General features: G+C 45.3%; 13 protein-coding genes and 1 pseudogene. 8 read left to right on the plus strand and 6 right to left on the minus strand.

The features are described 5' to 3' along the window. Positions 1 to 50: 50 nt before the first annotated feature. The 3 genes from AB6E52_RS02335 (at position 51) to AB6E52_RS02345 (ending at position 2,669) form a co-directional block, all read left to right on the plus strand. A complete protein-coding gene (locus AB6E52_RS02335; protein ID WP_102320921.1) occupies positions 51 to 878 on the plus strand; it encodes a GNAT family N-acetyltransferase in 828 nt (275 codons plus the stop codon). Between the two features lie 185 nt (positions 879 to 1,063). Next, positions 1,064 to 1,903, plus strand: a complete 840-nt coding sequence (locus AB6E52_RS02340; protein WP_102320922.1) for an AraC family transcriptional regulator — start codon at positions 1,064 to 1,066, stop codon at positions 1,901 to 1,903. Between the two features lie 133 nt (positions 1,904 to 2,036). Next, a complete protein-coding gene (locus tag AB6E52_RS02345) occupies positions 2,037 to 2,669 on the plus strand; it encodes a triacylglycerol lipase (RefSeq protein ID WP_102320923.1) in 633 nt (210 codons plus the stop codon). Between the two features lie 133 nt (positions 2,670 to 2,802). On the opposite strand, the gene AB6E52_RS02350 is transcribed toward AB6E52_RS02345, so the two are convergent. Beyond that, a complete protein-coding gene (locus AB6E52_RS02350) occupies positions 2,803 to 3,777 on the minus strand; it encodes an arginine deiminase-related protein (RefSeq protein ID WP_102320924.1) in 975 nt (324 codons plus the stop codon). Positions 3,778 to 4,363: 586 nt separating this feature from the next. Here AB6E52_RS02350 and AB6E52_RS02355 point away from each other — a divergent pair. Continuing rightward, positions 4,364 to 6,214 (plus strand): ABC transporter ATP-binding protein, encoded by a 1,851-nt coding sequence (locus AB6E52_RS02355; RefSeq protein ID WP_102320925.1) that lies wholly within the window; start codon positions 4,364 to 4,366, stop codon positions 6,212 to 6,214. A gap of 286 nt (positions 6,215 to 6,500) precedes the next feature. Next, the gene (locus AB6E52_RS02360; protein ID WP_017065155.1) at positions 6,501 to 7,205 is read left to right on the plus strand and encodes a hypothetical protein; all 705 of its coding nucleotides are present in this window, start codon (positions 6,501 to 6,503) and stop codon (positions 7,203 to 7,205) included. A gap of 108 nt (positions 7,206 to 7,313) precedes the next feature. Here the strand turns inward: AB6E52_RS02360 and AB6E52_RS02365 are convergent, their stop codons facing one another. Next, on the minus strand, positions 7,314 to 7,802 hold the full coding sequence (locus AB6E52_RS02365; RefSeq protein ID WP_004732526.1) for an Lrp/AsnC family transcriptional regulator: 489 nt from the start codon (positions 7,800 to 7,802) through the stop codon (positions 7,314 to 7,316). Between the two features lie 278 nt (positions 7,803 to 8,080). Here AB6E52_RS02365 and AB6E52_RS02370 point away from each other — a divergent pair, with 278 nt between their 5' ends. Further along, positions 8,081 to 8,251, plus strand: coding sequence for a hypothetical protein (locus AB6E52_RS02370; protein WP_017061196.1), 171 nt, complete (start codon positions 8,081 to 8,083; stop codon positions 8,249 to 8,251). A 638-nt stretch (positions 8,252 to 8,889) separates the two neighbouring features. Here AB6E52_RS02370 and putP read toward each other — a convergent pair. The 4 genes from putP to AB6E52_RS02390 form a co-directional block, all read right to left on the minus strand. After that, positions 8,890 to 10,380, minus strand: a complete 1,491-nt coding sequence (gene putP / locus AB6E52_RS02375) for a sodium/proline symporter PutP (RefSeq protein ID WP_102320958.1) — start codon at positions 10,378 to 10,380, stop codon at positions 8,890 to 8,892. Positions 10,381 to 10,563: 183 nt separating this feature from the next. Continuing rightward, a complete protein-coding gene (locus AB6E52_RS02380) occupies positions 10,564 to 11,268 on the minus strand; it encodes a 1-pyrroline-5-carboxylate dehydrogenase (protein WP_102320926.1) in 705 nt (234 codons plus the stop codon). A gap of 11 nt (positions 11,269 to 11,279) precedes the next feature. After that, a complete protein-coding gene (putA, locus tag AB6E52_RS02385) occupies positions 11,280 to 14,417 on the minus strand; it encodes a bifunctional proline dehydrogenase/L-glutamate gamma-semialdehyde dehydrogenase PutA (RefSeq protein ID WP_102320927.1) in 3,138 nt (1,045 codons plus the stop codon). Between the two features lie 181 nt (positions 14,418 to 14,598). Beyond that, positions 14,599 to 15,423, minus strand: a complete 825-nt coding sequence (locus AB6E52_RS02390; RefSeq protein ID WP_102320928.1) for an AraC family transcriptional regulator — start codon at positions 15,421 to 15,423, stop codon at positions 14,599 to 14,601. A gap of 246 nt (positions 15,424 to 15,669) precedes the next feature. Between AB6E52_RS02390 and AB6E52_RS02395 the strand changes: the two are divergent. Both AB6E52_RS02395 and AB6E52_RS02400 read left to right on the plus strand, forming a co-directional pair. Next, positions 15,670 to 15,846, plus strand: a pseudogene (locus AB6E52_RS02395) (SUMF1/EgtB/PvdO family nonheme iron enzyme); the annotation flags it as partial. Between the two features lie 364 nt (positions 15,847 to 16,210). Next, positions 16,211 to 16,993 (plus strand): helix-turn-helix transcriptional regulator, encoded by a 783-nt coding sequence (locus AB6E52_RS02400; RefSeq protein ID WP_032546410.1) that lies wholly within the window; start codon positions 16,211 to 16,213, stop codon positions 16,991 to 16,993. Positions 16,994 to 17,034: the final 41 nt, after the last annotated feature.

Raw genomic sequence — 17,034 nt, forward strand, 5'->3', positions numbered from 1 at the left:
CAGACAGCAGCCACGCACTCTACCGAATCGAAACAACAGGAATTAAAGCGATGTTAGACATCAAAAAAATCACAACACTGAGCGACTTAAGCGAACTTAAAACGGCTTACTTTGCTGATTCAACAGCACCACTTGATGGCATGTGGCACTTCGGTTTTGTGCCAATGTCTGACCATTACGGTTTTTACGAAAATGACAAGCTTGTGGGTTACTGCGTGTTGAATGGTGAAGGTTACTTACTTCAATTTTACCTAGCACCAACAGCCAGCGCGAACATTGCCGACTTGTTCACCTTGATCATCGAAAACAACAGCTCTGTGATTGGTGAAGTGAAAGGCGCATTCGTCAGCACCGCAGAGCCACAATACCTGTCACTGTGCATGGACAATACTGAGTCATTCAAAGTAAATGCGATGATGTACCGTCAAAACCAAGAAAGCGGCGCTAGCCGTCATTCAGGTCGTATTGAAGATATTAAAATGACGCTCACGACGGAAGAGCAACTCGATAAGCTTGTGGAATTTGCTTCATCAGCGATTGGCGCACCTAAAGAGTGGCTAACTGGCTACTACAGCAATTTAATTGCTCGCCAAGAGTTGTGGGGTTACTGGGAAAATGAAAGCGTTCTTGCCACGGGAGAGTGTCGTAAATTCGATGAGCACCAAACGCAGTTTGCAGACTTAGGGATGATTGTCGCGCAAGCAGAACGTGGCAAAGGGTTAGCAACGCGCGTGCTGAACTTTCTAACACAGCACGCTAACAGCCAAGGTTTGGAAGCGATGTGTTCAACAGAAAGCAGCAATATTGGCGCGCAGAAAGCGATCGCTCGTGCTGGTTTGTCATCGAAGAACCGAATCCTGCAGTTCGATTTTGATTAGGGTTCTACCCTAACGACTTGCTCGCGCCCGAGCGAAGCCAACTAAATAAAGCCCATAACTGTGACTCTATACATCCACAGTTATGGGTTCAGCTTTTGGTGGCTATCGATTTCATAGACAAAACTATCTTCCTCAACAATAGACACATATAGTTATTACAACGCTAACCTCAAATAGAATGTCGAATGATCAATTGGTTACAGTCTCCGAAATCCTCCGTTGTTGCTCAGTACATTGATTGCTATTGGCTAATCGAGAAGACGCCCGACGCCCAAACTCATCAATTTCCTAAGCTCAACCCTGATCCTTCAGCGCATTTGATTTTGTCTCCAAGCGACCAGCCTTATCACTACACGATAGAGCAGCAGGTCGATCAAGGCATTGGCTGTCATTTACTGCTACCACACCATAGAGCGATTGAACTGGATCACTCAAAGCCGTTTATTCATTTAGGTATCAAATTCCATGTTGGCGCCTTGTACTCGTTAAATATTCCAGACTGTCCGCATCCTAGCCTAGACAGTGTTAACCCTATCGATCTCGCGAGTTTGTTAGGTAATCCTAATGCCGAAGCAATGTCGCTGATCAAGCTCGCTCAAACCGACTTTGAGGCCTGTTGTCAGCAGTTGGATGAATTGCTGCTGCCTTGGTTATCGTCAGCTAAAACAGACAGGCACAGCGAACTCACCTGCAAAGTGTTAGAAGTGCTTGGTACAACACCCATTGCAGAGCTCGGCGACAAGCTGTTTTGCTCGCAGCGCACCTTAGAAAGAAGCTTCAACAAAGTAACAGGACTGACGTTAAAGCAGTGTCAGTCGATGAACAAACTCGAAGCGATGCTCGAATACCTTTATAAGCGAAACTTTGATGACATTGATTGGATAGATGTCGCCTATCAGTTTGGATTTAGCGATCAACCACACCTGATTCGATACCTTAAGAAAACCATTGGCCTAACGCCGAACACCTATGCCAAAGAAGGTGGCTTAACCATAGATGTATATGGTGGAGTGAGATCGGAATAACTCATTCTTTATCTATAACGCACATTCTTTCTACAGTGAATACTCTGTCTGTTGTGTCCCATTAGCCGCAAGTTTTATTGAGTTTAGATTTGCGACTAAATATACTGGAGACACCATCAGACGGAGGACAAAAATGAATAATAAAAACAAACATATAGTTTTAATTCATGGTCTATATATGCCTGCGTTGATCATGCAATATCTGGATAGAAACTTCAAAAAACGCGGCTTTCAAACTCACAAGTTTGCCTACAACTCGCTGCGCTTCCCTTCTGCCGCTAAGCGCCTCAATCGCTTCGTGAATGCACGCTTTGATGAGCACGATGAAGTCTATTTCTTTGGTCACTCACTCGGTGGCTTGCTGATTCGTCACTACTTTAAATTTTACCAACCCGACTTTGCCGACACCTGCATCATTACCGCGGGGACTCCACACAACGGCGCGACTATCGCTAAAACGCTGTCGAATCATGGTCTTGGGTTTATCTTTGGTTCGAGCAAGATGATCTTAAGCGATGGCTTGGGTGATTATGATATTGATGTACCGATTGGAGTGATTACTGGCACCTACGACGCAGGTGTAGGTCGCATTGTATTGGGCAGAAACCCAGGTGATGGCACGGTGACGCTTGAAGATGCGAACCTGCGGGGTGCAACAGACACCTGCGCCCTCAAACTCAACCACACCGCGCTTGTGTACTCTAAGGAAGTGGTCGCACTCTCAACTCAGTTCATCCAACACAGGGCTTTCAAGAGCGCTTCATAGCTTATTTACGTTAGCTTTCGCACATTTACTCCTGTATCGAGCTCTTGTTCTCTTATTTGTGATAGATAAAAACAAAAATACCACTCTGCAATGAGAGTGGTATTCAAGATTTATAACTGCAACTGAATACTTGTTATAAGCGATTCACTCGTGTTGGTAAGAACACCTCACCCAACATGCATCGCACCGAACCACCACCAATATCTTCAATCGTTTTCACGTTAAATGGTAACAGCTTACCGTGTGTCGAAAGTTGCGCGAGTTGAGCAGGAGAAAACGCATCGTAAGCCGATTGAGACATAGCAATCACCTTGTCGCCATTCACGGTTTCCAACTGTAGGATGTTGCCACAGAATCGGTTCATCTGATCGATTGAGATAGAGATAACCTGCTTATCTTTAGCAAGTGACTTCACCACAAAACGGCGTTCAAACTCTGGGATCACTTCATCACAGATCACGCAGAAGTTATCACCAATCGCCATCATCACATTGGTGTGGTAAATCGGCTGACCAGACGGCAGTGCTGTTTGGAATGACACCACGCGAGAATAACCAATGCGCTTTGCATAGTCTTCTAACACTTCACGGTCACAACGCTGAGAAAGCGCCGCGTAGATGGTCTTATTGATATGGTCGATCACCATCACGCCCGTGCTCTCTAGATAAGAACCTTGAGCAATGTAAGATTCTAGAGACTCACTGTGATTGACAATGCGACCAGATGCTTCAAGCGCTTCAATAAGGGCATTTGGCTTCACTTCATTTTGACGATTTTCACACGCCATAGGGAACGTAAATAAGCTTCCGTCACCGCAGGTGCTGAACCAATTATTAGGGAAAACCGCATCTGGCGTTTCCACACCAAGTTCTGGGTAATCAAACTCTACAACCTGCACACCTTCTTTACGCAATGAAGCGACCATCGCCTTAAATTCGGCCATCGTTTCTACTTTCACCTCAGCTTCGGTCAGATTAACTCTGTGCTGAAATTCGTTATCACGTGCTGTTTCTTCGTTAAATTTAAACTCTTTTGGTGGCACCATAACAACGCAATTGGCGTTTTGAACATTAGTGATATGAAGTGATTTTTTGTGTAGGTTTAACATTTCAACCGTCCCTATCTTTTATTTACTTCAGAATTGTAAACAACTTGTTACGACAAGATTCACTGAAAAGAATATTGATTTGAATATTTGTCCCAAACAATTACTGCAGATCTTAGATTAATCGGTAATTTTTACTGCAAGATAACAGCACATCAGAAAGAACCAACTGTATGCATATTCGTTAAGTCACTTTATGGATAAATATTCTGATTCCATTTTCTCGCCCATCACGAGTTTTGATTACAATTCAATCCATTTAACGTTAGGATTATCACCGTTGCATAACAATCAATTACGTTTGAAATCAGCTTAACTTTTCCTGTCTAATTCAATCTAAAATAAGCGTCATGAAAGACACTCTTTGGACCTTTCCTGCATCGCTTAGACAAAGTTTTAGTGTTTTAAAGCCAAGTGCCTAAATAGGCGCTAGAACAAAATCCATCGAATGATTTAATACTGATAAGAACCCATGGGCGCTTATATAATTTCAAACTAAGACAGTTAAATTTCAAATCAAGACTATAAAAACAAAGCTGCACCAACGATGCAGTCGCTTATAGATGCACTAGTTTATAAAGGGAAATCTATGTACAAGAAATTTGAAGGCTTTACTGAAGCCTTTCCAAAGGGAGAGCCGATACAACCTCCTACTGGCATACTGGCATTCTGCCGCCATTACACTCGAGGTTTCGAAAAACCATTGATTTTGCTCGGGTTGATGAGCATGACCATCGCGATCATCGAAGTCGCGCTGTTCGGTTACATGGGGCAATTGGTCGACTGGCTATCAACAAGCAACCCAGACACTTTCTTAGCAGACAACGAATCGACATTGATGGGGCTCGGTATTCTGCTGTTGGTTGTGATGCCAATCTTGATCAGTGTTTACTCGCTATTGCTTCACCAAACTTTGCTGGGCAACTACCCAATGTCGATTCGTTGGTTAGCACACCGCTACCTTTTGAAGCAAAGCTTGTCCTTCTATCAAGATGACTTCGCCGGACGTGTCGCGACCAAAGTGATGCAAACCTCGCTTGCAGTGCGCGAAACTGTGACCAAGATGGTCGATGTGTTTGTCTACGTGACGGTTTACTTCACGGCGATGCTGTTCATGCTTGCTGAATCAGATTGGCGCTTGATGGCTCCGATGCTGATTTGGCTATTCGTTTACATCGGTATTCAACTGCACTTCGTGCCAAAGCTAAAAGACGTGTCTTCAGAGCAAGCGGATGCTCGTTCACTGATGACAGGTCGTATTGTTGATAGCTACACCAACATCGCGACGGTGAAATTGTTCTCACACAGTAAAAGAGAAACCGAATACGCCGAAGAAGGCATGGAAGGCTTCCTAGATACTGTGCACCGCCAAATGCGCTTGGTAACCGGCTTCAACATCTGCGTGGAATTCGCTAACTATCTATTGGTGTTCAGCATTGCGGGTATCTCTATCTACCTATGGCTAGATAGCGCAATCACCGTGGGTGCAATCGCGATTGCGGTCAGCTTGGCTCTGCGTATTAACGGCATGTCGAAATGGATCATGTGGGAAATTGGTGGTCTGTTTGAGAACCTTGGTACCGTGATTGACGGCATTAAAACTCTGTCTAAGCCTATTGCTATTGAAGACAAGAAAGACGCGAAGCCTCTGGAGGTTCCACAAGGCGGTATCAACTTCGACAATGTAAGCTTTAACTACGGTGAGAATAAGGGGGTGATCAACAACCTAAACCTCAACATCAAACCGGGTGAAAAAGTGGGCTTGGTTGGCCGTTCAGGTGCAGGTAAATCGACCCTAGTTAACTTACTTTTGCGTTTCCACGATGTAGAAAGTGGCCGCATCCTGATTGATGACCAAGAGATCTCGAGCGTTACTCAAGATTCTCTGCGTAGCAACATTGGTATGGTGACCCAAGATACTTCACTGCTGCACCGTTCGATCAAAGACAACATTCTTTACGGTCGACCAGAGGCATCAGACGAAGAAGTATACGCGGCGACTAAACAGGCACACGCGCATGAGTTTATCGAAACGCTAACCGACCCGTTTGGCAACGTTGGTTACGATGCTCAAGTGGGTGAACGTGGCGTAAAGCTTTCTGGTGGTCAGCGTCAACGTGTGGCTATCTCACGTGTTCTTCTAAAGAATGCTCCATTACTTGTTCTCGATGAAGCAACTTCTGCACTCGATTCTGAGGTAGAGGCAGCGATTCAAGAGAGCTTGATTGAGCTAATGGAAGGCAAAACGGTTATTGCGATTGCACACCGCCTGTCGACCATCGCAGCGATGGATCGCCTGATCGTGCTTGATGCCGGCAATATCGTAGAAGAAGGCACGCACCAAGAGCTGATTAACCAGAATGGTATTTATGCGCAGCTATGGAATCACCAAACCGGTGGCTTCATTGCCGATGACCTTGAGCAAGCCACGAGCGCTTAATTTTTGTGCTATTTTAAAAGTGCGGCGTGATTCACATCAATTTGTTTATTAGCGGTAAATTACACGTGGCAGAATGTTATGTCGTAATTATATAATGACATTAACACCAAAGACGCCTCGCTTGCGCGTTCTGGAATAAGGCTAGACTTCGGGGGGAGGCTAGCCTTTTTTATGCCTGCTATTTGGTGCTCTTTGCTAGCTGTCCGATAAACTTCATCGATCCTTTTGTTTTTTTCTTGGCGTTTTTTTCTTAAAATGCGCGCAATATTCTTTCTAGAGATCAACCATGAACAAAAGTGTCTTAACTAACGTTATCGCGTTAGCGCTGCTTGCTGGCGGCTATGCGACAGCAAACCAATACTTGCTTTATGCAGGCCTATTCGCCTTTTCTGGTGCCATCACCAACTGGCTTGCGATTCACATGTTGTTCGAGAAAGTACCCGGCCTATACGGTTCTGGAGTGATTCCAGCGCGCTTTGAAGAGTTCAAGGCAGCCATCAAGCAACTGATGATGGAGCAATTCTTTACAGAAAGTAACATCGACCGCTTCCTAAGCAGCGAGATGACAGGAAAGTCGCTCAATCTAGAGCCTGTGATTCAGAAGATCGACTTTAACCCTGCATTCGACTCACTGGTGCATGTTATCGAGAACTCTCAGTTTGGCGGTATGTTGGCAATGTTTGGTGGCACAGAAGCACTAGAGCCAATGAAAGCGCCGTTTGTTGAGAAGATGCAAGAATCTGTGATTGAAATCAGCAAGAGTGATTCTGTAAAAAATGCCATCAAAGACGAGCTAGAATCGCCTGCGATGATGGATGAAATCAAAGAAAACATTGAGGCGATCATCGATCAGCGCTTGAATGAACTAACACCTAAGCTGGTTAAAGAGATGGTTCAGACCATGATCAAGAAACACCTTGGCTGGCTTGTGGTTTGGGGCGGTGTATTCGGTGGTGTGATTGGCTTAATCTCTGCGGCCATTACGCTTTAAGGCGAACAAGTTTATCGGATTGCTCTTTATCTGACGCTCAACAAAAAATGGAAGCTTATTGCTTCCATTTTTTATATCTAAATCACGTTGGTAAGCGAAATTAGGCCACTATTTTAGAGTTGCCAACAACTCAGGGTTCACGCCGAAGCCCTTTTTATGCTCTTCAATCACCACTTCACTACGTGTCTGAATCACACCAGGCAAGGTGCCCAGCTTGGTGGCCATAAACGCTTGGTACGCCTTCATGTCTTTCACTCGAACCTTGATCATGGTGTCAAAGTCACCCGACAGTGAGTAGCACTCTTCCACCTCAGGCATCATTTCCACGGCTTGGGCAAATTTGTCGAAGATCGAAAAGCTAGTCTGATCGAGACGGATATGGATAAAGACTTGAACATCGAGTCCCAGCTTTTCTGAACAAAGCTCAGCATGATAGCCCGTGATGTAGCCCTCTTTCTCCAATCGCTTGAGTCTATCAGAGCAAGGTGACGTCGTAAGGTTGACCTGTTTTGCCAGTTCAACAACAGGTAAACGCCCTTTCATATGCAGAATTCTTAGTATCTCTTTATCGATACGATCGAGCTGATGCTGAGACATAACATTCCTTAAACATTCTAAATTCCGCTCAGTATATTCCATACCAAGTGCAATCGAAGAAAACCTCGCTCACACATTTAAAAACTAAATGCACGGATGATATTCACGCCAGATATAAACACATACAAATAGATAAGAACCCTTATAAATCAAACTCTGGTTATTAACAAATTATTATAGAAATGACCCGATTAACAAATAAGTTGAGCCGGAAACGAAAGAAAGGATATAGGCCAAAGTGAATAATATAATTATCAAAGAGAAAGGATGACTCTATTATGAAAACGCAAGAACTCGCATATAAACCTTACGGTATTGGTTCATGGACACACGTAACGGTATCAAAAGATGTTGCTCAGGCACTAGCAAATGAATACTCAAACTATGGTTGGGATGTGAAGATTGATGGCGACGCCATTGTTGCCGAGCTAGCACTCAAAGCCGCATAGAAACGCAAAAACCTCCTAAAACGGAGGTTTTTTGATCTAAGTTAGTGAGCGCTTACTGTAAGTTAAGCTAAACCAATTTGGGGTACAGTACTTCCTGTTTCGCAACGACAATTGCACGTGCGGCAGAAGTGCTGAGTTTCCATATCGTAGTACAGGTTTCCACTAAATAGTTTTGACGTCCATTGCATCATACGGCCAGAAGCTGTCTCGGGCTCTGATTCACAACGTTTCATTATAGACTTATGTAGTGTTGTTTTTTTACATCCTTTGCAATAGAGATCAGGCATACCTTTGTCCTATAGGTCTTTAGTGGTTACTGACAATTGACACATCATGTCCAATTCGGTTCCACAATTCACCGAGCTAATGACAAAAGTGAGCGCCAAGTTCAAAAAATAGCCATTTTTCTGTTTTATTTTTTGACATCACACGCCACCAACAAGACAGACCTTTCATTTCTCGCTCAAGATCCTTCGCTTTCGATTTACATTGTAAACCCCCATTTCAATATCAGAAAACCTCGAATAAACTTAATTTGAAATAAGACAAAGGTCGTACTCACATAAAAAAATAGAGTCACCGAAGTGACTCTATTGTTCATGTCTTTTGCTAATTCATTGGTATTTTTACAATGTAAATTAGTCTAGCTCAACAAGGTTCTTCTCGAACTCAGCGTGTTGCTTCTTAACTTCGTCTTCTGGCTCGCCAGTGATTAGGCTCACGATAACGATAGAGATAGTTGATAGGATGATTCCCGGTACGATTTCGTAAACATCGAACCAACCGCCCGTGAACTGTTTCCAAAGTACAATCGTAACACCACCAACAACGATACCCGCTAGAGCGCCGTTACGGTTCATACGAGACCAGTATAGGCTCAATACGATAGCTGGGCCGAATGCAGCACCAAAACCAGCCCATGCGTAAGACACAAGGCCAAGTACTGAACTGTCTGGCGTCATCGCTAGTACAAGTGCAATAAGAGAGATTAGGATAACCGCGAAACGGCCTACACGAACAATCTCTTCTGACGTAGCGTCTTTCTTCAGAACTTGCTTATACAAATCTTCTGCCATTGCAGATGAAGAAACAAGAAGTTGTGAATCCGCAGTACTCATGATTGCCGCTAGGATTGCAGCAAGTAAGATACCTGCGATTACTGGGTGGAACATCGCGTTCACAAGAAGCATGAAGATCTTCTCGCCATCGTCTAGCTTAGGCGCGCCAGAGTTAGTCACGTAGATTAGACCAACAAGACCTACTAGCATTGCACCAACCATAGACAGAGCAGACCATACCACCGCGATACGACGCGCTGTTGTTAGGTCTTTGTTGCTACGTGTTGCTTTGAAACGAGCAAGGATGTGTGGCTGACCGAAGTAACCTAGACCCCATGCCGCTAGCGAGATGATCGCGATAGCAGAAAGTGGCTCACCTTTCACATCATTCCATAGCGTGAGAAGCTCTGGGTTGATGTTGTGAAGATCAGTCGATAGCTGACCAAGACCACCGTTCATCGCTGCGATTGGTACAATCAATAGCGCAGCAGACATCAGCAGACCTTGAACCAAATCCGTCCAAGATACCGCAAGGAAACCACCAAATAGCGTGTAAGAAACCACACATACTGTACCGATGATTACCGCTGTTGTGTAATCTAGGCCGAATACTGTTTCAAACAATTTACCACCTGCTACCAAGCCAGAACTTGTGTAGAAAAGGAAGAATAAAAGGATAAAGAAAGCAGAAATTGTTTGGATCAGCTTAGAATTATCATTGAAACGACGAGATAGGAACTCAGGTAGCGTCAGTGACTCTGTTGTAATGCTGTAAGTACGCAGACGCTTAGCACTGATTAACCAGTTCGCCCAAGTACCAACTAGCAGGCCACCAGCAAGCCAGAATGCTTCAAAACCAGCAGCATAAGCGTAACCCGGTAGACCAAGTAGTAGCCAACCACTCATGTCTGATGCACCAGCAGAAAGTGCAGCAGGCCATGGGCCTAGCGAACGACCACCTAGGAAGTAGTCTGTCGAGCTAGAAGTACGTTTGTAAGCAATAACACCGATTGCCAGCATCATAATTAGATACGCAATGAACGTCGTCGTTATTGCAAAACTGTTTTCTATCATTTGATAGTCCTCATTTGTAAAAAGCCTTCCATACCTAATTCAATGCAAGACACTCACCGTAAAGGCAAGCGAGTGCATTGAGTTAGGTATTGAGGCTCCAAGGCACTATGAGTTAAATCCAAAGATGGTGAAACCAACAATGGAGAAAACAAAAGTGCTTAGAGCCAATGTTACTGAAGGTTAGTGAGCTTCGCTTCCAAGTTCGAGCAAGGTCGCGTTACCGCCCACGGCTGTTATATTTATAGTTCGCGTACGCTCGGTAATGAAACGCAGCGATAAGTGTGGATCGTGAGCAACATGCATTGCTGTCAGATCCGTTTCAGCTACTAAACTGACGATGGCACCGTCACGCTTAGCAAGTTGTAAATTGATAGCTTGAGCCGTTTGTGAGTTACCTACGTAACCTGCGCTACGTACATCGCAAGACAGCAGCTGTTGAGCCGCGTCGTACGAAGCAACCTGCACCAAGTTCGTCGGTAAATTCGCTTGTTTCGCTGCATCAGCGATCAAGGTGTTGAACTGCACGTCATCACTGCACAATTGAACGCTGTTACCTGCCAATAGTGCTGCAGTAATCATCGCTGTTGCAGTTTGCAGTGCCGGCAGCTTCTCTTCGCAATCATCAACAATCACCAAAGCCACACCGCGGCCTGCGGCATACAGCTCATTGGTTTCGCCCGTTGGACCCGCCATTAGGTGATGCTCAGAAAGCAGCGCAGACGCTTGCTCTAGGTGATAAGTTGCCACTGCCGCCAAAGACGTAGATTGGCTTTCGATCTCTGATTTGAATGCAAGTACCTGAGCACTCTTATGATCAAAGTCGGTAAGATTCCATTGTTCCCACGCTAACAAAGCATCAGAAAAACCTGTCACTTGATGAACCATGATACTGCTCCTTATGCCTTGTCTTGTGATTGAGAAAAATGAACATCAGTAAAGCGGTATAGGTAGTGAGGACCACCCGCTTTAGGGCCAGTACCCGACAAACCTTGACCGCCGAATGGTTGAACACCAACAACAGCGCCCACTTGGTCACGGTTGATGTAGCAGTTACCCACACGAATGTGTTTCTCGATCCAACGGTAAGTTGTTTCGTTACGGCTGTGGATACCCATAGTTAGACCAAAACCGGTTTGGTTAATTTGGTCTACTACTTGTGTCAACTCACTCGCTTTGAAGCGAACGATATGCAGTACAGGACCAAACTGCTCTTCTTTCAAACAGCTGATGTCATCGATTTCAAATGCACTTGGTGGAACAAAGTCACCATGTTCACAATCCGCTCCTAGAGAAAGTTGAGCCACTTTCTTCTGGGTCTTAGTCATATTTTCTAGGTGCGTCATCAACTTCTGCTTCGCGTTTTGGTCGATAACTGGGCCCACATCCGTTTTATGAAGATGTGGAATACCAACGCTTAGCTCATCCATCGCACCGTGAATTAGTCCAATCACGCGATCTGCAATGTCTTCTTGAATGTAAAGCACACGTAGCGCAGAACAACGTTGACCTGCTGAAGCAAAGGCAGAACGAATCACATCACGAACCACTTGTTCAGGCAGTGCAGTACTGTCGACGATCATCGCGTTCTGACCACCGGTTTCCGCGATAAACGGTACTGGTTTAGCGTTGCGGCTTGCTAGTGACACGTTAATGCGTTGTGCAGTCGGTGTTGACCCCGTAAAGGCAACGCCCGCAATCGCATCATGACTGGTTAGCGCACTGCCGATCTCAGCGCCACGACCCGGTAGTAACTGAATCGTGCCAGCAGGGAAACCCGCTTCATTCATCAATTCCACTGCGCGAGCTGCAATTAAGCTTGTTTGCTCTGCAGGTTTCGCCACAACCGTGTTACCCGCCACTAGTGCAGCTGCAATTTGGCCAAGGAAGATCGCCAATGGGAAGTTCCAAGGGCTGATACAAACGAATACACCACGACCTTGTCGCGAAGCGATTCGAGTTAGACCATCAAAGCCTTTTAGCTCAAAACCTTGTAGGTTGTTCGCTTGTTTTGCGTAGTAACGACAGAAGTCGACCGCTTCACGCACTTCATCAATGCTGTCGTGAATTGTCTTACCCGCTTCTTGATGACAAATTGCCACCAGCTCAGCCAGGTTTTCTTCCATCAGATCCGCCAACTTCTCAAGCGCAGCGGCTTTGGTTTCAACCGATGTCGCATTCCAATCAGCAAATGCGGCGTCTGCACCAGTGATCGCTGCGGAAACATGATCAAGGTTTGCAAAAGCCACCTGACCCACGCTAATACGACGATCGTAAGGTGCTGTTACTTGTTCAACATTCTGATCAGCCTTGATCATGCTTTCGGCAAGAGATTCGCCGTTGATCACAGGTCCAGCAGTCCATTGATTGTTCAAAAAGCCTTTTACTTGCTCTTCAAACTGATGCGCTTCGCTCTCGATATCAATGTTCACACCGTATGAGTTCTTACGCTCAGGGAATACCGCTGGCGGCAGAGGAATCTTAGTGTTGTTCAACGTATCGAATGCCAAAAGCATGTCGACTGGATGCTGTGTTAGCTCTGCTACAGGGCAACGAGCATCAACCAAACGGTGTACAAACGAGCTGTTTGCGCCGTTTTCTAGCAAGCGACGTACTAGGTATGGCAGTAGATCTTTGTGGCTGCCAACCGGTGCGTAGATACGTACCGACTGTTGGTAAGCTTCCATCGCATGGTTGTAAAGCGAGTCACCCATGCCGTGTAAGCGTTGGAATTCAAAGTCTTTATGATCTGTCATCACTGCAATAGCGGAAACCGTATGAGCATTGTGGCTAGCAAACTGCGGGAAGATATTGCCACGAACACTTGGGCTCAATAGATAACGCGCACACGCTAGGTAGGCTACATCAGTCGCTTCTTTGCGAGTGTAAACAGGGTAGTTATCGAAACCAGCTTGTTGTGACCATTTGATCTCACTATCCCAGTAAGCACCTTTAACTAGGCGAAGTGGGATTAAGTCACCCTGCTCTTTTGCTAGGCGGTTTAGCCAAACTAGAACCGGTAACGCACGCTTTGAATACGCTTGAATAACCAGACCAAACTTGCCCCAGCCTTTCACTAGCTCGCTGCGATACAGTTTTTCGAATAACTTAAGCGAAAGCTCTAGGCGATCCGCTTCTTCTGCATCAATCGTGATCGCAACATCAAGCTCAATCGCACGGCGCAGTAACTGCTCTAGCGTGTCGCATAGCTCAGTCAGTACGCGGTCTTCATTCGCCACTTCATAACGTGGGTGAAGCGCAGAAAGCTTGATAGAAACAGACGGTGCTGGGCTAGATTTTGAAGAGACGTATGTGTCTCGACCTACGGCTTCAATCGCCATTAGGTAATCTTTGAAGTATTTGTTTGCGTCAGCAGTGGTCAGTGCCGCTTCACCTAGCATGTCGTATGAGTAGGTAAAACCTTTATCACGCATAGACTTACCGTTCTTTTGCGCTTCAGCAATGCTGCGGCCAAGAACGAATTGGTGACCCATGACCTTCATTGCTTGGTGCATCGCTTTACGAATTACCGGCTCAGAAAGCTTGTTCACTAAACGGTTAACCGCTTGACCTGCACTCTGCTCTTTAGATGAAAGCCCAACCACCTTACCCGTTAGCATTAATCCCCAAGTAGATGCGTTGACAAACACTGAGTCAGAATTCTTTAGGTGAGATTTCCAATCCGCAACGCTTAGCTTGTCGCGAATCAGTGCATCAGCCGTTGCTGAATCAGGAATACGCATCAAGGCTTCCGCCAGACACATCAGCAAGATGCCCTCTTGAGTATCTAAGCTGTATTCAAGCAACAGTGCATCGATCATCTGGATAGAAGTCTTATCCGCACGGATAGCTTCGATCAAAGAAGTCGTTTTGTCTGTGATTTGCTGCTTTTCAGACTCAGAAGGGGTAGCTAGTGGCAGAAGTTGCTCTAGCCATTGGGTTTCATCCACCATATATAATGGTGAGATAAGCGACCATAGATCATCAAGCGACTGCTCGTTGAATTCTGGCTTTAACACATCAGTAGCTGTAAACATGCGTTTTCCTTAATCTCACACCCGGAATTAGCCCGGGATCTCTACAATGGCTGCAGTGTATTTAGAGTATATAAGGATTACTTGTCAAAAACTCCGAGTTTTTTGCTAAAAACTCGCTTTATTAACAAAACAAACACAACGTCACATATGAAACTTTAAAATAATATGCCGTTTTGTTTCACTATTTAACAGAAATTTTCTTTTTGTATTGGGATGGAGACATGCCTTGAAGGCGTGAAAAGGTGTGAGTAAAAGAGGATTGACCGGAGAAACCAGCCAGTTCTGCGACCTGACCAAGGCTAAGGTTACCCTGTTCAATTAAACGGCGAGAACGATCGATACGCTTACCAAGAACATACTGGTGAGGGGTAATGCCCATTTGCTCTTTGAACAGCATATGGAACTGGCTTTCGCCCAAGAACACGCTGCCCGCAAGCTGCGCGACGGAGATCTTATTTGCTAAATGCTGTTCTATGTAGCGATCCAACGCTTCAAGATCAAAGCGTGAATCTTTGATTGAGGTTTCAAATGCCGAGATGTGTCTTTGCATCAACGCAATCACCGTATCATTGCACGCACGGCTTAATAACAGATCATCAGGACTGGCCTGCATCTCTTGCACCAACATATGGATAAGCTTTTGAATTTGCGCATCTAATTGGAAGTAGACGTTCGATGATTCTAACTGGTTAATCTTCTCTAGCATCAGAGGGTCATCATCGGTTGGCATAGGCATGTTGAGCACGAGAATATCCGACTGACCAACCACTCCGCCGAAAGCATGATCAGAGCGAGCCGTGACTACGCAGCCTTGCCCCGGACCGACAAGATTACCTTTACCGCTCACTTCAAATTCCGCCTGACCTTTTAGCCCAATAACCACCTGCGAATAGTGATGCTCGTGGCAATTCATATGCGATGGCAAAGTAATGATCTCCGCAGGACGAGGGCCAGTAAGGCCTAGCGGGGACAGGTCTAGGTTTGGAAAAGGTAACGGTTTTGGCATAACAGCAAAATATTCAGGTCGACATAGTAAGAATAATACTCTGAAATCTGCATAAGATGAATTTGTAAATGATCATGAGAGTCATTTCCTCACCTTTAGCAAAAGATCATTATCGCGATCGTCTTGATCATGCCTCCGGAAAGATGATCAAGAGCGTACAAACTACGGGCATTGTAAAACCAATCGTTCCGGCGAATTTAGGGGCTTCACAAGCAATCACACGAACACGAACACGAAAAACATTTTACAGGCTTCTACGACATGGTGGGTAATGTATGGGAATGGACAACCGTTCAGAAAGGCCTAGCGAAAGGTGGCGCGTGGAGCTTCTCTCCTGAAGAAGCAAAAGTGTTTAACGAACTGTACGTACCGCCTTCAACGGCAGCGAACTATCTAGGATTCCGAGTAGTACGAGAGCTGTAGGCTCCCAGTCATAGGCTCAGAACCCCAAATATTTACTCTAGGTTCTCAATTATCACATTGAGCAACATTTATAGGGGAATTCCCCCCTTATGCATAAGCACTCCTAGGAGTAGATTCGTCGATAGAGTAGTAAGTCACTCTGGGTATCAAATTGATGCCTCAGTTTAATTTACCTGACCCTCGTAAATTAGACTGAAAATCTTCTACATGTCGACAAGGCATATCTTGTCTTTAGCCAGCCCCTCTTCAGGCTGGCTTTTTTTTGCCTGATTATCACCCTTTATGCCCATCGATTCTCCGTGATTGACACAGTTAATCAACAGTCCGTTTAACTGTCAGTCACCCCTTATTTTTCGTACTCTAATTGCCATTGCAGCGCTATAAGAAACTGATATTATTGCAACATCGCAACACACGAGATAAAACCTTGCCAGATCCACTCAACTCCATACATCGTTCTTTATTCGAACAACTTCCAGGCTGCTGGGGCTGCAAAGATACTGACTCGGTCTTCGTGTACGCCAACCTTGCTTACAACCAATTGATTGGCTTAAAACCCAATGAGACTTGTACTGGCTTGACCGACTTCGACATGCCCAGTCAAACCACGGAGTGCGCACAAGATTTCAGGGCTCAAGATAAACATGTGATGGATACACGCAGTACCCTTAAGATTCTCGATATTCACCCCTATCCAGACGGACGCTGGCACGCCCATATCTTTACCAAAACCCCTTGGCTTGATGATGACGACAACGTCCAAGGCACCATCTTCTATGGCCAAGAGCTTACCGATACCGCGATCTTAGAGGTTGGTCATTGGGTTTGTCAGGCCACAGGAACAAAAGGCGATCAGGCATCGCTTGCGGGGTCAGAGCCGCGCGTGTCTAAGCTGCAAAAGCGGCTGACTTCGAGAGAATCAGAGGTACTGTTCTTACTGCTTTTCGGCAAGAAACCACAGTACATCGCGTCGACGTTAAACATTTCAATCAAAACGGTCGAAGGTCATGTCGCCAGATTGAAACAGAAGTTTGATGCACGCAGTAAAAGCCAATTGATTGAGTATGCATTGGATTCAGGATTGGGCTCAGTGATCCCAGAAACTCTGCTCAAAAAACAGATCTCTGTTGTTCTTCACAGTGACTGATTGACTGTTCAGCTGAAAATGCAGACAAAAAAATGCCGTTG

Source organism: Vibrio sp. 10N.247.311.13 (genome assembly GCF_041467595.1).
Taxonomy (GTDB): Bacteria; Pseudomonadota; Gammaproteobacteria; order Enterobacterales; family Vibrionaceae; genus Vibrio; species Vibrio crassostreae_C.

Bases quoted from the DNA above. Each gene is read 5' to 3' on its own strand.
- AB6E52_RS02335 (WP_102320921.1), top strand. From the start codon at position 51: ATGTTAGACATCAAAAAAATCACAACACTGAGCGACTTAAGCGAACTT.
- AB6E52_RS02340 (WP_102320922.1), top strand. From the start codon at position 1,064: ATGATCAATTGGTTACAGTCTCCGAAATCCTCCGTTGTTGCTCAGTAC.
- AB6E52_RS02345 (WP_102320923.1), top strand. From the start codon at position 2,037: ATGAATAATAAAAACAAACATATAGTTTTAATTCATGGTCTATATATG.
- AB6E52_RS02350 (WP_102320924.1), bottom strand. From the start codon at position 3,777: ATGTTAAACCTACACAAAAAATCACTTCATATCACTAATGTTCAAAAC.
- AB6E52_RS02355 (WP_102320925.1), top strand. From the start codon at position 4,364: ATGTACAAGAAATTTGAAGGCTTTACTGAAGCCTTTCCAAAGGGAGAG.
- AB6E52_RS02360 (WP_017065155.1), top strand. From the start codon at position 6,501: ATGAACAAAAGTGTCTTAACTAACGTTATCGCGTTAGCGCTGCTTGCT.
- AB6E52_RS02365 (WP_004732526.1), bottom strand. From the start codon at position 7,802: ATGTCTCAGCATCAGCTCGATCGTATCGATAAAGAGATACTAAGAATT.
- AB6E52_RS02370 (WP_017061196.1), top strand. From the start codon at position 8,081: ATGAAAACGCAAGAACTCGCATATAAACCTTACGGTATTGGTTCATGG.
- AB6E52_RS02380 (WP_102320926.1), bottom strand. From the start codon at position 11,268: ATGGTTCATCAAGTGACAGGTTTTTCTGATGCTTTGTTAGCGTGGGAA.
- putA (WP_102320927.1), bottom strand. From the start codon at position 14,417: ATGTTTACAGCTACTGATGTGTTAAAGCCAGAATTCAACGAGCAGTCG.
- AB6E52_RS02390 (WP_102320928.1), bottom strand. From the start codon at position 15,423: ATGCCAAAACCGTTACCTTTTCCAAACCTAGACCTGTCCCCGCTAGGC.